General features: G+C 66.8%; 19 protein-coding genes and 1 pseudogene. 18 read left to right on the forward strand and 2 right to left on the reverse strand.

The window, feature by feature from the left end:
* Positions 1-55 precede the first annotated feature (55 nt).
* Both YS110_06175 and YS110_06180 read left to right on the forward strand, forming a co-directional pair.
* Positions 56-1255: pseudogene (locus tag YS110_06175) on the forward strand (DEAD/DEAH box helicase).
* Positions 1256-1537: 282 nt separating this feature from the next.
* Positions 1538-2233: a hypothetical protein gene (locus tag YS110_06180; protein UJB67371.1), complete on the forward strand. Its 696-nt coding sequence runs from the start codon at positions 1538-1540 to the stop codon at positions 2231-2233.
* A gap of 148 nt (positions 2234-2381) precedes the next feature.
* On the opposite strand, the gene YS110_06185 is transcribed toward YS110_06180, so the two are convergent.
* Positions 2382-3635, reverse strand: a complete 1254-nt coding sequence (locus YS110_06185; protein ID UJB64360.1) for a hypothetical protein — start codon at positions 3633-3635, stop codon at positions 2382-2384.
* A gap of 411 nt (positions 3636-4046) precedes the next feature.
* Here YS110_06185 and YS110_06190 point away from each other — a divergent pair, with 411 nt between their 5' ends.
* Genes YS110_06190 through YS110_06220 form a run of 7 tightly spaced genes read left to right on the forward strand, consistent with a single transcriptional unit; the run spans position 4047 to position 10076 of the window.
* Positions 4047-4613: an integrating conjugative element protein pill, pfgi-1 gene (locus tag YS110_06190; GenBank protein UJB64361.1), complete on the forward strand. Its 567-nt coding sequence runs from the start codon at positions 4047-4049 to the stop codon at positions 4611-4613.
* Complete coding sequence (locus tag YS110_06195) at positions 4610-5254, forward strand: hypothetical protein (protein ID UJB64362.1); 645 nt, start codon at positions 4610-4612, stop codon at positions 5252-5254. The genes YS110_06190 and YS110_06195 overlap by 4 nt, the downstream gene beginning before the upstream one ends.
* A gap of 15 nt (positions 5255-5269) precedes the next feature.
* Positions 5270-5995, forward strand: a complete 726-nt coding sequence (locus YS110_06200; GenBank protein ID UJB64363.1) for a TIGR03759 family integrating conjugative element protein — start codon at positions 5270-5272, stop codon at positions 5993-5995.
* Complete coding sequence (locus tag YS110_06205; protein ID UJB64364.1) at positions 5977-6582, forward strand: transglycosylase SLT domain-containing protein; 606 nt, start codon at positions 5977-5979, stop codon at positions 6580-6582. Before YS110_06200 ends, YS110_06205 begins: the two co-directional genes overlap by 19 nt.
* A complete protein-coding gene (locus YS110_06210) occupies positions 6579-7127 on the forward strand; it encodes an integrating conjugative element protein (protein ID UJB64365.1) in 549 nt (182 codons plus the stop codon). Before YS110_06205 ends, YS110_06210 begins: the two co-directional genes overlap by 4 nt.
* 4 nt (positions 7128-7131) lie before the next feature.
* Positions 7132-9318, forward strand: a complete 2187-nt coding sequence (gene traD, locus YS110_06215) for a type IV conjugative transfer system coupling protein TraD (GenBank protein UJB64366.1) — start codon at positions 7132-7134, stop codon at positions 9316-9318.
* A complete protein-coding gene (locus tag YS110_06220; protein UJB64367.1) occupies positions 9315-10076 on the forward strand; it encodes a TIGR03747 family integrating conjugative element membrane protein in 762 nt (253 codons plus the stop codon). Before traD ends, YS110_06220 begins: the two co-directional genes overlap by 4 nt.
* Positions 10077-10136: 60 nt before the next feature.
* Here the strand turns inward: YS110_06220 and YS110_06225 are convergent, their stop codons facing one another.
* On the reverse strand, positions 10137-10382 hold the full coding sequence (locus YS110_06225) for a hypothetical protein (GenBank protein UJB64368.1): 246 nt from the start codon (positions 10380-10382) through the stop codon (positions 10137-10139).
* A 293-nt stretch (positions 10383-10675) separates the two neighbouring features.
* Here YS110_06225 and YS110_06230 point away from each other — a divergent pair, with 293 nt between their 5' ends.
* The 9 genes from YS110_06230 to YS110_06270 are packed head-to-tail and all read left to right on the forward strand — an operon-like array spanning position 10676 to position 18359.
* The gene (locus YS110_06230; protein UJB64369.1) at positions 10676-11047 is read left to right on the forward strand and encodes an RAQPRD family plasmid; all 372 of its coding nucleotides are present in this window, start codon (positions 10676-10678) and stop codon (positions 11045-11047) included.
* A complete protein-coding gene (locus YS110_06235) occupies positions 11044-11277 on the forward strand; it encodes a TIGR03758 family integrating conjugative element protein (protein ID UJB64370.1) in 234 nt (77 codons plus the stop codon). Before YS110_06230 ends, YS110_06235 begins: the two co-directional genes overlap by 4 nt.
* Positions 11278-11289: 12 nt before the next feature.
* On the forward strand, positions 11290-11643 hold the full coding sequence (locus YS110_06240; GenBank protein ID UJB64371.1) for a TIGR03745 family integrating conjugative element membrane protein: 354 nt from the start codon (positions 11290-11292) through the stop codon (positions 11641-11643).
* 12 nt (positions 11644-11655) lie between these two features.
* Positions 11656-12054 (forward strand): TIGR03750 family conjugal transfer protein, encoded by a 399-nt coding sequence (locus tag YS110_06245; GenBank protein UJB64372.1) that lies wholly within the window; start codon positions 11656-11658, stop codon positions 12052-12054.
* On the forward strand, positions 12051-12740 hold the full coding sequence (locus tag YS110_06250; GenBank protein ID UJB64373.1) for a TIGR03746 family integrating conjugative element protein: 690 nt from the start codon (positions 12051-12053) through the stop codon (positions 12738-12740). The genes YS110_06245 and YS110_06250 overlap by 4 nt, the downstream gene beginning before the upstream one ends.
* Positions 12737-13642, forward strand: a complete 906-nt coding sequence (locus YS110_06255) for a TIGR03749 family integrating conjugative element protein (GenBank protein UJB64374.1) — start codon at positions 12737-12739, stop codon at positions 13640-13642. Before YS110_06250 ends, YS110_06255 begins: the two co-directional genes overlap by 4 nt.
* The gene (locus YS110_06260) at positions 13632-15050 is read left to right on the forward strand and encodes a TIGR03752 family integrating conjugative element protein (GenBank protein UJB64375.1); all 1419 of its coding nucleotides are present in this window, start codon (positions 13632-13634) and stop codon (positions 15048-15050) included. The genes YS110_06255 and YS110_06260 overlap by 11 nt, the downstream gene beginning before the upstream one ends.
* Complete coding sequence (locus YS110_06265) at positions 15031-15486, forward strand: TIGR03751 family conjugal transfer lipoprotein (protein ID UJB64376.1); 456 nt, start codon at positions 15031-15033, stop codon at positions 15484-15486. Before YS110_06260 ends, YS110_06265 begins: the two co-directional genes overlap by 20 nt.
* Positions 15486-18359 carry a conjugative transfer ATPase gene (locus YS110_06270; GenBank protein UJB64377.1) on the forward strand — a complete coding sequence of 958 codons (2874 nt, stop codon included), beginning with the start codon at positions 15486-15488 and terminating at the stop codon, positions 18357-18359. Before YS110_06265 ends, YS110_06270 begins: the two co-directional genes overlap by 1 nt.
* The last annotated feature ends 14 nt before the right edge of the window (positions 18360-18373 follow it).

An 18373-nucleotide genomic window follows, 5' to 3' on the forward strand; every position in this document is an offset into this window, starting at 1 on the left:
CAGTACTGGGTTGTCACCAACATCGATACATACAGACAGATAACGTCACATAACGCACGAGTACAAGAACGGTGGCAGTGCCCAGGGCCAGGCCATGGGCGTGCTGGCGGCGAAGGCTCGCAAGGCCTTGCTGCTGACCGGCACGCTGATGGGCGGCTATGGGGACGACCTGTTCTACCTGCTGTTCCGGGCCCTGCCGGGGCGGATGATCGAAGACGGCTACCGCCCGACCACGAGCGGCAGCATGACCGCGGCCGCGATGGCGTTCATGCGCGATCACGGTGTCCTGAAGGACATCTACTCCGAGAGCACCGGCACGGCGCACAAGACGGCCAAGGGCACCAAGGTATCGGTGCGCACGGTCAAGGCCCCGGGGTTCGGCCCCAAGGGCGTGCTGCGCTGCATCCTGCCGTTCACCATCTTCCTCAAGCTCAAGGACATCGGCGGCAACGTGCTGCCGCCGTATGACGAGGAGTTTCGCGAAGTCCAGATGGACGTGACGCAAGCCGCAGCCTACCGCGATCTGGCGGGCCGGCTGACCGCGGAGCTGAAACAGGCTCTGGCGCGGCGCGATACGACCTTGCTGGGCGTGGTGCTCAACGTGCTGCTGGCCTGGCCGGATTGCTGCTTCCGGTCGGAGACGGTGGTGCACCCGCGCACGCGCCAGACCTTGGCGTTCGTTCCGGCGCAGTTCAGCGAATTCGAGGCGATGCCGAAGGAGCGCGAGCTGATCGAAATCTGCAAGCAGGAGAAGGCGCAGGGACGCAAGGTCCTGATCTATACGGTCTATACCGGCACGCGCGACACGACCAGCCGGTTGAAGATGCTGCTGGAGCAGGAAGGCTTCAAGGTGGCGGTGCTGCGCGCAAGCGTGGATGCCAGCCGCCGCGAGGACTGGATCGCCGAACAGCTGGACCGGGGCCTCGACGTGCTCCTCACCAATCCCGAGCTGGTCAAGACGGGGTTGGACTTGCTGGACTTCCCCACGATCGTGTCCATGCAATGCGGCTACAACGTGTACACGCTCCAGCAGGCGGTACGCCGCTCCTGGCGCATCGGGCAGAAGCAGTCCGTGCGCGTGGTCTACCTCGGCTATGCCGATTCCTCGCAGATGAACTGCCTGGAACTGATGGCCAAGAAGATCATGGTGTCTCAGTCCACTTCTGGCGACGTGCCCGAATCGGGGCTGGATGTCCTGAACCAGGACGGCGATTCCGTCGAGGTCGCACTGGCCCGGCAACTGGTCGCCGCCTGATCCGCACTGCACGGGGGCCTTCGGGCCTCCGTTGCTTCTTTCTTCTTCCCCCCTATCCCACGCGGACCGTCCGTGCCCAGTCCGGGCATGGCGCCGCGTTTTCACAAGGAGATTTCCATGAATGCACTTGCTCACCCTGCCCCGGACGTCAAGGTCCGCCTGACGCTGGACATGGCCTATATCCTCAACGGCGAGGTTGCCGGAGACCTCGTCGCCCGCCTGTACATGGCGTGCGAGCGCGCTGTGGCCAACGGTCTGCTGACCGGCGGCACGGCAACGCAGGTGAAGGAACACACGATCGACGTGTCCCTGCCACGAGAGCCATTGTCCGAGCATGAGATCGCCGACTTCCTGCGCCAGCGCATCGAGGATGGCAACCTCGCCGCGGATGGCATCCCCGTGCGATTGGCGCGCTATGGTCTGATGGCTCCCGATGCGTTTGTCGCCGAAATGCGCGAGCGCATGGATACGGGCGCAGACGACGAGGTGGCGTGCCGGGCCACTGTAGTCCCATCAGCCGCTCCCGCGCATCGTGGCGAGTTGGACAGGCCGGTCGCGGTCGCATGCGTCAACGCTTCGGGCATGTCCGACATGCCGGTTATCACCGTCAGGGCCACCCGGGAGGAATATGACCTGGGTGTCCACTGCGGCAAGGCCAAGGAACTGGCCGAGGAAGCCGGATACGAAAGGCCGTTCATCTGCTTCGACGCCGACGAACACAGAGCCGTCCTGTCAGCCGCCCGAGAACTGGATCTGGTCCCGCAGGTCATCGTGGTCGATATGACCGGCCGCCAAATCCAATCTGTCCGCTGCGACGCCGGCCAGGTCAAGGTCATCTGCTACGACACCAGCGACCTGGGCGGATATTCGTCAGCGATGGCGGTTCGGCCCGTCGGCGAAAACGGCCAGTTCGTGTGCTGCTGGGCGCATACGCAGCTGGCGCAGGTCGATCCCGGCCTGAAGCTGGCCAGGGATTGATCCGGCGAGTACGACAACCATTTTCACAGGCCCTTCGGGGCCTTTCTTCTTGCCCGCGTACTGCCCGCCTTGCTGCGTGGCCAGGCATGGGCCAGATCGAACAGGGGATAGGACCAGCGAAACAGAAACCAATGCTCCGGCACAGTTCTCAGACCGGTTTCGACCCAGTCATGCTCCGAACTTGCGCTTCCAGAATCTGAACCGCCATCTCCTGGACCGCACGGTCCACACGTCCCGCATTTGCTAACCGTACCGGGTCCGTGTGGCGGCTGTAGATGTCGGCAGTCATTGCTTCGCGAAGGTGGGCCTGAAATTCGAATTCATCGGCAAACAAGGATTCGACGGCCTTCCCCTCATCGTGTATCAGCAAGGCCTTCAAAGGACAGCATCGGATCGCGCTCAGCAAACCTTCATCTAAAGTGGTCACGGCCGGAACATAGAAGCTGAAGGCGTTGAGCTGCTGATCGGCCGGGGGTTTCTCCGTCATCTGCGTTTCGCACCACCGAAAAAGAAACAAGTCCCACGCAACGGCATTGATCCTGGCAAGTGACTCTGATTTCGGTTGCTTCAACGATGGCTCGGAGAACAGATCCAGTGCGAACTCAGGTTGATGGACGCCGCGCAAGAGCTTCCAACCGAAATACAACTCCTTGAGAGGGACCGAGCCCAGGAAATCAAGACAAAACGTGAGCATTCGCCTGAGAGCATCCACAACCTGGCTGCCACTCCATGCCTCCGTGAAAGCCAGCAGCATCACGATATAGACGGTATCGCGCCGCCGAACCTGATGCCACATGGAATCGCTCTTCAGCCAGTTTTGCCACTGGTCTTGCGCCAACAGCTTGAACTCTTCAAATCGATCATGACTCGGTCTGGAACGACCGTAAGCCAGATAGTGGCGCGCAGCCGCGGATTTGCGTGCCGGCCATGGATTCATTGGCTTCGCAGCCTCACGCATGTTTTCCAAAGAGGCAAACGTCCAATCCAGAAGGTCGGGGCCAAACGTCAAGGTCAAGTAGTCCAACGTCGCCTCAACGCGCTCTCGTGTCGGAAACTCTTCACCAGCCAACAATGCGGGCAGATCTGAGAAAAGATTGGTGTCTATCAATGGGCGAACGCCGATATCGATTGCCGCCTCGCCCGACTGCATCACCGCCTCTATCTTGTCGGAGAATGCGAGCAACCCCTTGCCGGCAAAAATTGACTGCACGTTTCCGTCGTTTGACAGCTTGCCCTGTATTGGCTCACCAGCTACGTCGGATGCATAGAGCACACGCATACCGGAGAAGGCCGAACGATCCTTGTAGATCAAATCACTGAAGCTATGGGGGCCATTGGTGTCCAGAAGGGCCTTCTTCGCCCGTCGCATTTGATCGCGCACCGCACCTCTGTCAATAGTCATGTCGCTTTATAGATTGCTACCGGTGCGCAATTCTCGGCCATCCTGTCGACCCCGGCAGTGCGTGCACATCGATTGGACGCGGCGCGTTGCGAGGTACAGAGAAGCAGAAGCGTGCGCATGCCCTCGCAGGCGTCCAGGACATCCGAGAGGTACTCAGGCCAGGCGATCCAGGATTGCAGTCGATTCGCGCAATGCACCATTTTTCGTCCCACAACGGATATTGACTGCAAAACTTCTCTTGCGGGGCTGATAATCGGCTGGAGGCGACGGCTGTCCTCCACCAGGACGATACGCAACCCATCGTCCCATCACCCCTCCTCCAGAAACGGGTAACCCGGGTTTCGCATTCCTGGCTGACCGCGCCGCCGCGCGCCGCCAAGGTATCGGCATCGCAACACAAGAGCCGATGCCATGCCCGCAATCCATGTATCCCAGCGTCTGGTCGGCGCCTGCCTCCTGGCCGCAGCCTTGGCCAGCGGCTGCGCGACCACCACAGCGCCGTTCGCACCCGGTGCCATCGAGGAGGTGTCACCCGCGCCCGAATCCGCAACGCCCGAGTTCATTCCCGTCGTACGCTATGGCCGCTACACCCTCGTGGAACTGGCCCCTATGGCGGCGCAGCGCGACCTGCTGCTGCAGACCGTCGATGTTTCCATGCCCGAGGACGCCCGCGCCACGGTCAGCGACGGGCTGCGGCACTTGCTCAAGCGCAGCGGCTACCAGCTTTGCGAAACGGCGCCTGCAATGGCCGATCTGTATGCGCTGCCTCTGCCTGCTGCGCATCTGCATCTCGGCCCCATGAGCCTGCGCGATGCGCTGCTCACCCTGGTTGGCCCGGCCTGGGAACTGCGCGCGGACGACCGCACGCGCCAAGTCTGCTTCAAGACTGTCGGCGACGACGCGGAGGCCGAGCCAATTCCTGAACTGCCCGCAGCCGACGCAACGCAGACGTTTCCGCTCTCGGGAGCTGAGCCATGAGCACCCCGCAATCTCCTCACCGCCCAACCACCGCTGTGGTTGTACAGAGCCTGCTCTGGCTTTGGCTGGTCTGCCTCAGCGTCTTCGTGTTCCTGGGCCACCAGGTGATGAACGGCCTGGCCGATCAGGAACGGGTCGATGCGGGCCTGCAGCGCCTGGAAGCGCAGGTGGCCAACTTGGCCGAGACCACGCAAGCGCTGCAGCAACGGCCAGCGGCCGCGACAGCGGCAGGACTGCAAGACGCCCGCGAGGCCCTGGAAGTCCGCATTGCGCAGATCGAGCAGGCGCTGGGTGGCCTTGCCGCCACGGATGACCTTCAGTCGCTGCGCGCGGAGGTCGAGCAGATCAAGGCACACCAGGCGGCGGCCCGTGCCGCTACGCTTGCGCAGCCGCGCTCGCCGGGCAGGCCCGCCGCTTCCAAGCCTGAGCCACTCCCACTGCCGTTCCGAATCGTGGGCACCGAACTGCGCGCCGGCCAGCGCAGTGTGACCATCGCGCCGGCCACAGGCGATTTCACCGCCGACCAGGTTCAGGTGCTGCTGCCCGGAGATGCGGTCGGCCCGTGGCGCTTGCAGGCCATCGAAGGGAACACCGCCGTGTTCCAGGTCGGCGAGCAGCTCCGCCGCGTGGCGCTTCCTTGAGGCGGAGGCCGTGCGATGAAACACCATCCCATTCTCATGCTCTCGCTGTTGGCAGCACTGCACCTGCCAACGCCGGCCCAGCAGCTTGCCACGGTCCAGCCTCGCAACGCGCAAAGCCAGGAGCGCCCCTTGATCGCTCGCATCCTGGACGACCCCGTGGCGAGCGACTGGGGACTGCAACCGCAGGAATGGCAGCGCTACCGCGAACTGATGGAAGGGCCGCTGGGCATCTACTCGCCCAACCTGGACCCGCTTTCCGCGCTGGGCATCGAGGCCCGCTCGGACGAGGAGCGGCGCCGCTACGCCGAAATGCAGGTGCAGGCCGAGGCACGCCGCGTCGAGAAGCTGCTTGCCTATCAGCGCGCCTACGACGAGGCGTGGCAGCGCCTGCACCCCGGCATGCAGCGCGTGAACCTGCCCGACGCCACGCCGAGCAATGCAGCCGCGCGCGGCAGTGGCCGCACGGCGGTTTTCGTCAAGGACGGCTGCGCGCCCTGCGGTCAGGCCGTGCAGCGCCTGCAAACCTCGGGTGCCGAATTCGACGTGTATGTGGTCGGCAGCCGCCAGAACGACGCACATATCCGCGACTGGGCCAGGCGCGCGCAGATCGACCCGGCACGGGTGCGCAGCGGCAGCATCACGCTCAACCACGACAGTGGCCACTGGCTGTCACTGGGCCTGCCTGGCGGCCTGCCGGCCGTGGTCCGCGAGGTGAACGGCCAATGGCAGCGTCAGCCGTAGCCGCGATGCCCGCCTTGCGGCCCCTGCGCGTGCTGCTGCTCACTGCGGGCGTGTGCGTCGGCACCGTCCCTGCCCAGGAGCTTCCACCACCGGCCTACCAGCTCGCCGCACAGCGCGCGGGCGTTCCTTCGGCGGTGCTCTACGCCGTGGCCCTGCAGGAAAGCGGGATTCGGCGCAATGGGCGACTAGTGCCATGGCCGTGGTCGCTCAACGTCGCCGGGCAGTCACGCCGCTTCGCCACCCGCGCCGATGCCTGCTCCGGCTTGCAGCAGGCGATGCGCTCCACGCCGCACACGCGCATCGACGCGGGCCTGGGACAGATCAACCTGGGCTACCACAAGCACCGCTTCACCAGCCCCTGCGATCTGCTTGACCCATATCGCAACTTGGCGATCGCCGCCGAGATCCTGAAGGAGCAGTACGTCTCCGGCGAGGACTGGCTGCTGGCGATCGGCCGCTACCACCGCCCCGCGGGCGGAGAACCCGCCGCGCGCTACCGGCGCAGCGTGTCCCGACACCTCGCCCGCGTGCAGGGCACACGCCCAACCGCTGCGGTGCGCGCCGCGCGCCAGGAGACCACCCCATGACGAAATCCTTTCCGCCCCATCTCACTTTGAGGGGCCTGCTCGTGCTGCTCGCGGCCCTGCCATTGGTCGCACACGCCGCCGAACCGCTGATCGTGGTCGAGGACCGCGGCGGCACATCGGCGCTGCCGTACTACGAGGCCCTGAACCTCCAGCCGCGCGCCGATGCCCCGGCCCGGCCGCCCATTCCGATGCCCCAGGTTCCTGCCACACCAGCAGATGAAGCCGCGATGCTGCCCATGCGCAGTACCAAGCTCACGCCCGGCACCGTTGCGCGGCGCGTGATCGAAGCGCCTGGCCTGCGGCCGTTCGTGGTCATCGGCGACGACGAGGCTTCCCGGGCCTGGTTGCAGCGCCGCGCCGCGGCTCTGCGCGAGCGCGGCGCGGTCGGCCTGGTGGTCAACGTCGAGACCGTGCAGGGCCTGGCGCGGCTGCGCGCCCTGGTTCCGGGCGTGCCCCTCGCGCTCGTGGCTGGCGACGACCTGGCCGAGCGCCTGGGCCTGCGGCACTACCCGGCGCTGATCACGGCCACCGGCATCGAGCAATGAAGCCATGTCGGGGAAGCAACCCGTCGAAGTTCTGTTGCGGCCAGCGGTGGAGCTATACACCGTCGCGGCGTGTGCGGGCGCCGCGTTTCTGTCCCTGGTGGCCCCGTGGTCGCTCGCGCTGAGCCCGGCCATGGGCGTTGGCAGCGCCCTGGCGTTCGGTGCCTATGGCGCGATCCGCTACCGCGATGCCCGCGTGATCCTGCGCTACCGGCGCAACATCCGCAGGCTGCCGCGGTATGTGATGACGAGCCGGGACGTGCCCGTCAGCCAGCAGCGGCTTTTTATCGGCCGAGGCTTTCTATGGGAACAGAAGCACACCCATAGGCTCATGCAGACGTACCGGCCGGAGTTCCGCCGCTACGCCGAGCCGACACCGGCCTACCGGCTCGCACGCAGGCTGGAGGAACGGCTGGAGTTCGCGCCATTCCCGCTTTCACACCTGTCGCGGCTCACGGGCTGGGATGTGCCTTTCAACCCCGTGCGGCCGCTGCCGCCCGTGGGCGGACTGCCGAGGCTGCATGGCATCGAACCCGACGAGGTGGACGTCAGCCTGCCGCTGGGCGAGCGCGTCGGGCATTCGCTGGTGCTCGGCACGACGCGCGTGGGCAAGACGCGGCTCGCCGAGTTGTTCGTCACGCAGGACATCCGCCGCAGGAACGCCGCCGGCGAGCATGAGGTGGTCATCGTCATCGACCCCAAGGGCGATGCCGACCTGCTCAAGCGCATGTATGTCGAAGCCAAGCGTGCGGGCCGCGAGGGAGAGTTCTACATTTTCCATCTGGGCTGGCCGGAGATCAGCGCGCGCTACAACGCCGTGGGGCGCTTCGGCAGGATCTCGGAAGTCGCCACGCGCATCGCGGGGCAACTCTCCGGCGAGGGCAACTCGGCCGCCTTCAGGGAGTTCGCCTGGCGCTTCGTCAACATCATCGCCCGAGCCTTGGTGGAACTGGGGCAGCGCCCGGACTACATGCTGATCCAGCGGCACGTCATCAACATCGACGCGCTGTTTCTGGAGTACGCCCAGCACTACTTCGCCAAGACCGAACCCAAGGCCTGGGAGGTGATCGTCCAGATCGAGGCCAAGCTCAACGAGAAGAACATCCCGCGCAACATGATCGGGCGCGAGAAGCGCGTGGTGGCGCTGGAACAGTACCTATCCCAGGCCCGCAACTACGACCCCGTGCTCGACGGGCTGCGCTCGGCGGTCCGCTACGACAAGACCTACTTCGACAAGATCGTCGCATCGCTCCTGCCCCTGTTGGAAAAGCTCACCAGCGGCAAGATCGCGCAGCTCCTGGCGCCGAACTATTCCGACCTGGCCGACCCGCGCCCGATCTTCGACTGGATGCAGGTGATCAGGAAGCGCGCCGTCGTGTATGTCGGCCTGGACGCGCTGTCGGATGCGGAAGTCGCCGCGGCGGTCGGCAACTCCATGTTCTCCGACCTGGTGTCGGTGGCCGGGCACATCTACAAGCACGGGATCGACGATGGCCTGCCAGGTGCATCGGCAGGCACACGGGTGCCGATCAACGTCCATGCCGACGAGTTCAACGAATTGATGGGGGATGAATTCGTGCCGTTGATCAACAAGGGCGGCGGCGCAGGGATGCAGGTCACGGCCTACACACAGACGCTTTCCGACATCGAGGCCCGCATCGGCAACCGTGCGAAGGCTGGCCAGGTCATCGGCAACTTCAACAACCTATTCATGTTGCGGGTGCGGGAGACGGCGACCGCCGAACTGCTGACCCGGCAGTTGCCGAAGGTGGAGGTCTATACCACCACCATCGTCTCGGGCGCGACCGACAGCTCGGACATCCGCGGCGCGACGGACTTCACGTCGAACACCCAGGACCGCATCAGCATGTCCAGCGTGCCGATGGTCGAGCCATCGCACGTCGTCAGTCTGCCCAAGGGACAGTGCTTCGCTCTCATTCAAGGCGGACAGCTTTGGAAGATCAGGATGCCGCTGCCCGCACCGGACCCGGATGAGCTGATGCCGCAGGACCTGCAGCAGCTCGCCGGCTACATGCGCCAGAGCTACACCGACGCGGCCCAGTGGTGGGAGTTCACAAGTTCGCCCGGCTTGCAGGACGCGGCCTTGCCTGACGATCTGCTCGATGAGGTGGTTCCCGGCACGCCCACCACCACCGGCTCGGGCGGAGCGGCCGGCGACGAGGCCGCGCCATGAGCGATGCCGCCACTACCACGCAGCGCGAGCAGAACCGCCGGCAGGGCCTGATCGCAGGCACCATCACCTTGCCGTTCCGGCTTCTCGGGGTGTTGATCGGCTCGCTGCTGTTCTCGATCGTCGTGGAGTGCGTCGGCATGCACCTGTTCTGGAAGGACCAGGGCTGGCGGCACTCCCAACAGATGTTGCAGTACGAGCTGGGGCACCTGTCGAATCACTTCACGCGCAGCGTGGTCGTGCAGGAGCCGGGCCGCACGGCGCACGAACTGGTGGATACCGGCTACGAATGGGTGTTCGTGCGTTCGGGGCTGCTGGAGCGCATGAGCCAGGCCGCCAAGCGCGCCCGCGCGCCGAGCCAAGGGCAGATCCAGGACGGGGGGCGCAACTTCCGCCACTACATCAGCCAGGTCTATGTCTGGACGGAGAGCTACCTGATTGCCGCGGCGTTCACGACGCTCACCTTCCTCGTGCGCCTGCTGATCCTGGTGCTCACGCTACCGCTGATCTTCACCGCGGCATTCGTCGGCCTGATCGACGGCCTGGTGCGGCGCGACGTGCGCCGGTTCGGCGCGGGCCGGGAATCGGGCTTCATCTACCACCGTGCCAAGGCGAGCTTGATGCCGCTGGCCGTGCTGCCCTGGGCCACCTACCTGGCCTTGCCGATCTCGGTGCATCCGCTGCTGCTCCTGCTGCCAAGCGCCGCCTTGCTGGGATTGGCCGTGAGCCTGACCGCAGGGAGTTTCAAGAAGTACCTGTGAGGCCATCGAAGACTGGCCTGCTTCGCCTCACTGACCACTGCGCCGCGCTTCGCATGGGGCTCAGTCGCACACCCTGTCGGGTCGGCCCCCGCCCGACCGCTCCCCGCACCCGTCGGCTTCCAGCCAGTCCATCAGCGCGTCGAGGTCATGACCCAACTGGAAAAGCGACGCCTCGGCCATCATGTGCCAGGTGGCGCACTCATCCGCATGGCGCGCGTTGCTCACCACGGCGCTGAGCTGCTCATGCAAGGCAAAAAGCCGCTTCTTCTCCGATTCAACCGTCTCTCGGTCGGTGGTCCAGATCATCGAGGGTAGGAAGATGCCCCGAATCGGGGTTGGGGGCGCTGAAGGCTGCTGCGGCATGGAAAGCTCCTGAAGTGGCGGAAACCTCACGATAGGCGGGCACCTGTTTCCTCTCCAGTCGAAATTCGCCCCAAAACACACCGATTTCGGCATCAGCTCCCGCCCCCCTCGCCGACAGACCGGCGTGCGAGTCCATCCGGCGTCAATCCGGTCACCCGCGGGTTCCTATTGTTTGCGGCCGAAAGCCATCCCTCTCTCCACGATCAAGCCCTTGCTGATCACACAGGAATGGCGCGATGGTGGCTTCAACCTGGCAGCGCGCCGCGCATCGCGGCGTGCCCCCTCTTCTCGTGACGGCCCTGCTGCTGGGTCAGTCCCCGATGGCGTCGGCCGAATCCCCGGCCCAGCGCCAGGAGCTGGCCGCCGCGCTGCGCCAGCTCGACGCGCTGGAGCGCATCGTTACCGACAGCGCCGCGCATGCCCCCGTCCAGCCGGGCGAGCGCTACCACTTCGACTACCCGCGGCTCCTGGCTGACCTGGCGCGCGTGCGCGCGGGCATCCAGTCCTATCTCGTGCCATCGCGCGCCCAGCCGCGTGATCCCGCCGAACTGGCAGGCGACTACCGCGTCGAGCCGCCCGCCCCACCCCCACCCAGGAGCGCGCCATGACCGGCGCCCAGCTCTCGGCCTTCCAGGCCAACAGCGGCATCGCGCCCACCGCGATGGCCACCGTGCTCGTGGGCGCCGTGTTCTCCGCGCTGCTGGTGTGGGGTGTCTGGGCCATCCGAACAGCCTACGTCGGCTGGGCCGAGAACCGCCTCAGCCAGCGCCAGTTCCTCGGCGTCGTCGTGCGCTTCCTGGCGCTGTACCTCGTGCTGACCTTCTTTCTCCTCTCCTGAAAGGACCTGACCATGCAAAGCTACACCCTTCCCTCTCGCCTCGCGCGGCGCATCACTACCACCCTGGCCGCGTTGCCCGCGCTTACATTCGCGCAAGGCCTGCCCCAACTGGAGAACCCCACGCGCGGCGCCGGCAGCGGCATCATGCAGACGATCCGCAACTACGGCTACGACATCATCATGCTCGTGGCCCTGCTGGTGGTGGCGTCGATGTTCATCGGCGTCTGCTACCACGCCTATGGCACCTATGCGGAAATCCACACCGGCCGCAAGACCTGGGGCCAGTTCGGCCTCACGGTCGCCATCGGTGCCGTGCTGCTCGTGATCGGCATCTGGCTGCTCACCACGGCCACCGGCATCCTGTAGGCAGGGCTGGCCATGTCCGAGCACCAGCACATCCGTGCCGACGGAACCGTGACGTTCCTTCCGCACCGGCTCAACCGCCATCCGGTGGTCGTGCGCGGCCTCACTGCCGATGAGCTGTGGATCTGCTGCGCCCTGTCCGGCGGCGCCGGCCTGCTGGCCGGCGCGCCCCTGTCGTGGGTGTTCCGCACGGTCGCGCTGGCCCCCACGTGCGTGGTCCTGGGCGTGGCCCTCGGCGTGTTCGTGGGCGGCGGCATCCTGCGCCGCCTCAAGCGCGGGCGCCCCGACACCTGGCTGTACCGGCAGTTGCAGTGGCGCATCGCCACGCGCCATCCGCTGATGGCGGGCTGGGTGGGCGGCCATGGACTGATCTCGCGCTCGGGCTTCTGGAGCACCCGCAGGAGCACGCAATGAGCCGTTTCAAAAACGAAATCTCACACCTGCAGGCGCACATCAAGACGCTTCGCCAGGGTGCTGGCGCGCTGGTCGTCATTGGCCTGGTCATGGGCGGCGGCTGGTGGAGCGCGCCGCGCGACCTGACCATCCACGTCCCGCCCGACCTGCGCTCCGGCAGTACCCGCAAGTGGTGGGAAGTGCCACCCGAATCGGTCTATGCGTTCACGTTCTACGTGTTCCAGACCCTCAACCGCTGGCCGACGAATGGCGAAGAGGACTACGCGCGCAACCTCCACGCACTCTCGCCGTACTTCACCCCGTCCTGCCAGGCCTTCCTGCGCGCGGACTACGACTACCGCCGCAGCGCGGGCGAGCTGCGCCAGCGCGTGCGCGGCATCTACGAAATCCCCGGCCGCGGCTACGGCGACGACCCCACGGCGCGCGTGCGCGTGGTATCCGACCGTGACTGGGTGGTGACGCTGGACATCACCGCCGACGAATACTACGGCGCCGAGCAGATCAAGCGCGCCCTGGTGCGCTACCCCGTGAAGGTCACACGGGTGGACGTCGATCCCGCCCGCAACCCGTTCGGCCTGGCGCTCGACTGCTACGACGGCGCCCCCCAGCGCATCAACGCCCCGGGATCGACGCGCCCCGCGCCTGGCGGCCTGTCTCCGCAAGCGCCCCAAGGAGAATCCTCATGAAGCACCCTGTACTCACGCTGCTGGGACTGCTGGCCGCGGCCGTGGCTCCCGCCGTCCAGGCGGTGGAAATCCTGCGCTGGGAGCGCATGCCATTGGCGGTGCCCTTGAAGGTCGGCCAGGAACGCATCGTGTTCATCGACCGGAACGTCCGCGTGGGCGTGCCCGCAGCCGTGGGCGAACGCCTGCGCGTGCAAAGCGCGGGCGGCGCGGTGTACCTGCGCGCCAGCGAGCCAATCGAGCCGACGCGGCTGCAATTGCAGGACGCCGACACTGGCGCGCTGATCCTGCTGGACATCGCTGCCGAGCCGCCCAAGGACGGCGAAGCCGCGCTGGAGCCGGTGCGCATCGTCGAGGGCAACGGCACCTCAACACGCTACGGCGATCAGGCTGAGGCTGCCAGTGAGGCCCCGGATCAGGCAGGGGCGCGGGCGGCGCGGCGCGAAACCCCGGTGCCGGTCGTCCTCACGCGCTTCGCCGCGCAGAACCTCTACGCGCCGCTGCGCACTGTGGAGCCGCTGCCCGGCGTCATGCGGGTCAACCTGCGCCGCGACCTCGACCTCGGCACGCTGATGCCGACGCTGCCGGTGCGCGCGGTCGCGCTTGCGTCGTGGCGTCTGGAAGACCAGTGGGTCACTGCCGTGCGCCTGACCAACAGCAGCAGCGGCTGGATCACCCTCGACCCGCGCGTGCTGCAAGGCGACTTCCTCACCGCCACCTTCCAGCATGAGGCGCTTGGCCCGCGCGGTACGCCCGAGGACACGACCATCCTGTACCTGGTGACGCGCGGGCGCGGCCTCGCGCAGTCGCTGCCGCCGGCCATCCACCGCTTCGACCCGGCCGCGCATCTGCCGCAGCCAGCGCCCCAAGCCACGGACGGCAAGGAGACCCGCCATGCGCAGTAACGGACTCCTGAAGTGGCTGATGATCCCGGTCGCCTTGCTGGCGTTGTTCGTCACCATCCGGCTGTTCTCGGGCGGGAGCACGTCGGCGCTGCCCGGCGCGGATGCAGGCGCCAAGCTCACGCCCGAGGAGATGAAGGCGCTGGGCATCGAGGGCGACACCCCCCGCGACACCGTGGCAACGCTTGTCGCCCAGGTCAAGCAGTTGCGCACCGAGCTTCAGACCGCGCTGTCCGACAACAAGTCGCAGCGCGAAGAAAACCAGCGGTTGCGCCAGCGCGAGAACTCCATCGACCAGCGCATCAATTCGGCGCTGGAGTCCGAGCGCTCCAGCCTGCGCCGCGACCAGGAGCAGGCAGCCGGCGCGCGCCAGCAGACCGAGGGGCTGCTCGCCGACCTGCAGCGGCGCCTGGACAGCATCGGCGGGCGCGGCAGCGGCCATGCCGACCTGCCGGTGGGCCTGGGGCTGCGCGATGGCGATGAGGCCGGCATGGAAGGCGGCATGCGCTGGGTCGAACCCCAGGATGCGAAGAAGGCCGAGGGACGCAGCGGCAGCCGCGGCACGGGCAGCGGCATGAGCTTTCCAACGAGCTTCGGCCCCGCGCAAGGCACGCTGGAAACCACCGCAAAAACCGTCGCCAACGCGGGTGCCCGCGCCGCCGGGGTGAAGACCGCGAAGGCCGTCTATACCGTGCCGACGAACTCCACGCTCATGGGATCGGTGGCGATGACGGCGCTCATCGGACGGGTGCCGATCGACGGGACGGTGAACGACCCCTACCCGTTCAAGGTGCTGGTCGGCCCGGACAACCTCACGGCCAACGGCATCGACATTCCCGACGTGGCCGGCGCCGTGTTCTCCGGCACGGCCTCGGGCGACTGGACGCTCTCGTGCGTGCGCGGGCAGGTGCGCAGCATCACCTTCGTCTTCCATGACGGCACGATCCGCACCATTCCCGAAGACCGCGAAGGCAACCAGCAACAGAGCCAGCAGCGCGATGGCCTGGGCTGGATCAGCGACCCCTACGGCGTTCCCTGCGTCAGCGGCGAGCGCCGCAGCAACGCACAGCAGTACCTCGGTTCCCAGGCCCTGATCACGGCGGCGGGCGCGGGCGTGGCCTCGCTCATCAAGAGCGACAGCGGGCGCATGTCCTACGTCGGCGCGGACGGTTCCATCGGCAGCGTCGGCATCTCGGGCAACGAGGCCGTGGGCCGCATCCTTGCTGGCGGCGTGCGCGACATGGCCGAATGGGTCAACAAGCTCTATGGCCAGGCCTTCGCCGCCATCTACGTGCAGCCCGGCGCCAAGGTGGCCATCCACCTCGACAAACCCCTCGCCATCGACCACGACCCCGAGGGCCGCAAGGTCGATCACCGTACCGGAGAAAGCCATGCGCCTGAACTTGACTGACCTGCCCCGGGGCCTTGCACTGGCCGTGGCCGCCGCCGCCGCACTCTGCGGCTGCGCCACCAGCAAGGATGAACTGCTCACCCACGGCGGACGCACCATGATGGACATCTGGCAGCAGCAAACAGGTGGCGACGGCGGGGGCGGCAACGGCCAGGTGGCGCACAGGCAGTTGCTGGACGCGCGCCAAAGCCTGCGCCGCCCATTGACCGATGCCGACGTGCAGGCCGCACCCGCCGAGCAGATGCGCTACACGCGCACTGCGCGCAACGAGGTCCAGCGCCAGTTCCAGCGCCTGCCCAACCCCGACCTGGCGATGTACGTGTACCCCCACCTGGCGGGCACCGACCCCGTGCCCGTGCCGGGCTACACCACCGTCTTCCCGCTGTACCAGCGCGTGCAGTACGCCATGCCGGGCGAGCGCGTGGAGAACTACTGATGCGCTGGAGCCTCTCCTGGCCGAAGCTGGCAGCATCCGGCGCAGGCGATGGCGCGCCGCCGGACGGCTGGCAGCGCCACGTCGAGGCCCTGCGCCGCGCGGGCCTGCCCGAACCCGGCGCGGCGGTTAAGGACCGCAGGCCTGCCACGCTGGCCGATGAGCAGGCGCTGTACGGCATCGCACCGTCGTTCGTGGAGCTGCTGCCCTGGGTGGAGTTCCTGCCGGGCTCCAAGTCCATGCTGCTCGAAGACGGGCAGTCGGTGGCGGCGTTCTACGAGCTGGTGCCCCTGGGCACCGAGGGCCGGGAACCGGGCTGGCTCGCCCAGGCACGCGATGCCCTGGAGAACGCGCTGCAAGACAGCTTCGATGAGCTGGACGACAACCCCTGGATGCTCCAGCTCTACGCCCAGGACGAACCCAGCTTCGACCAGTACATGGAAAACCTGCGCGGCTACGTGCAGCCGCGCGCCCGCGGCACGGCCTTCACCGAGTTCTACCTGCGCTTCTTCGCCCACCACCTGCGGTCGGTCGCCAAGCCGGGCGGCCTGTTCGAGGACACCACGGTCACGCGGCTGCGCTGGCGCGGCCAGACGCGGCGTGTGCGCATGGTGGTCTATCGCCGCGTGACCGGGCAGGCAAGCCGCCGCGGCCAGACGCCCGAGCAGATGCTGAGCATCGTCTGCGACCGCCTGTGCGGCGGGCTGGCGAACGCGGGCATCCAGGCGCGGCGCATGGGCGCCGCCAGCATTCACGACTGGCTGCTGCGCTGGTTCAATCCGCAACCGGCACTACTCGGGCCAGGCGTCGAGGATCGGGAGCGGTTCTACGCGCTGGCGCGGTATCCCGATGAGATCGAGGAAGGCGAGATCGAGCTGGCGAGCGGGCGGGATTTCAGCCAGAGACTGTTTTTTGGTCAGCCGCGCTCGGACGTGGCGCAGGGCGCCTGGTATTTCGATGGCATGCCGCACCGCGTGCTGGTCACCGACCGTCTGCGCGCGCCACCGGCCGCCGGGCACCTGACCGGCGAGACCCGCAAGGGCGATGCCATCAACACCCTGTTCGACCAGATGCCCGAGGACACGACCCTGTGCCTGACCATGGTGGCGACGCCCCAGGACATCCTCGAATCCCACCTGAACCACCTCGCGAAGAAAGCTGTCGGGGAAACGCTCGCCTCGGAGCAGACGCTCAAGGATGTCCAAGAGGCCCGCTCGCTGATCGGCAGCGCGCACAAGCTCTACCGCGGCGCCCTCACCTTCTACCTGCGCGGGCGCGACGAAGCCGAGCTGGACCGGCGCGGGCTGCACCTGGCGAACGTGATGCTCAACGCCGGATTGCAGCCCGTACGTGAAGACGACGAGGTGGCACCGCTCAACAGCTACCTGCGCTGGCTGCCATGCTGCTACAACCCCGCGCAAGACAAGCGGCAGTGGTTCACCCAACTGATGTTCGCCCAGCATGTGGCGAACCTGGCGCCGGTGTGGGGCCGCGCCCAGGGCACCGGGCATCCGGGCATCACGCTCTTCAACCGGGGGGGCGGGCCGATCACCTTTGACCCGCTCAACCGCCTGGACCGGCAGATGAACGCCCACCTGTTCCTGTTCGGCCCCACGGGTTCGGGCAAGAGCGCCACGCTCAACAACCTGCTGAACCAGGTCACGGCCATCTACCGGCCCCGCCTGTTCATCGTCGAGGCGGGCAACAGCTTCGGCCTGTTCAGCGACTTCGCCCGGCGGCTGGGCCTGACCGTGAACCGCGTCAAGCTGGCGCCTGGGTCGGGCATCAGCCTGGCGCCGTTCGCCGACGCACGGCGGCTGATCGAGACACCCAGCGACGTGCAGACGCTGGATGCCGATGCGCTGGACGAAGACACGCCACCGGAGACCGCCCACGCAGACGAACAGCGCGACGTGCTCGGCGAACTGGAAATCACCGCGCGGCTGATGATCACGGGCGGCGAGGACAAAGAAGAGGCCCGGATGACACGGGCCGACCGCTCGCTCATTCGCCAGTGCATCCTCGACGCGGCCGAGCGCTGCCACGGCGAGGGCGGAGAGAATCGCACGGTGCTCACGCGCGACGTGCGCAACGCCCTGCGCGCCCGTGGCCTGGACACGGCGCTGCCCGAGATGCGCCGCGCACGGCTGCTGGAGATGGCGGACGCCATGGACATGTTCTGCCAGGGCACGGACGGCGAGATGTTCGACCGCGACGGCACGCCCTGGCCCGAGGCCGACATCACCCTGGTCGATCTGGCGACCTATGCACGCGAGGGCTACAACGCGCAGCTCTCCATTGCCTACATCAGCCTCATCAGCACCGTGAACAACATCGCCGAGCGCGACCAGTACCTGGGCCGCCCGATCCTCAACGTGACCGACGAAGGCCACGTGATCACGAAGAATCCGCTGCTCGCGCCCTACATCGTGAAAATTACAAAAATGTGGCGCAAGCTGGGGGCCTGGTACTGGCTGGCCACACAAAATATCGACGACCTGCCGCGCGCGGCCGAGCCCATGTTGAACATGATCGAGTGGTGGATCTGCCTGTCCATGCCACCCGATGAAGTGGAGAAGATCGCGCGGTTCCGCGAACTCTCGCCCGCACAGAAGGCGCTGATGCTCTCGGCGCGCAAGGAAGCTGGCAAGTTCACCGAGGGCGTCATCCTCTCCAAGAGCATGGAAATGCTCTTCCGCGCCGTGCCGCCAAGCCTGTACCTCGCGCTCGCGCAGACCGAGCCCGAGGAGAAGGCCGAGCGCTACCAGTTCATGCAGCAATACGGCTGCACCGAGCTGGACGCCGCCTTCAAGGTGGCCGAGAAAATCGACCTGGCGCGCGGGATCGAGTCGCCTGCACTGGATTTGCCGCAATGACCCAAGGAGCCGCA

Source organism: Acidovorax sp. YS12 (assembly GCA_021496925.1).
Taxonomy (GTDB): Bacteria; Pseudomonadota; Gammaproteobacteria; order Burkholderiales; family Burkholderiaceae_C; genus Paenacidovorax.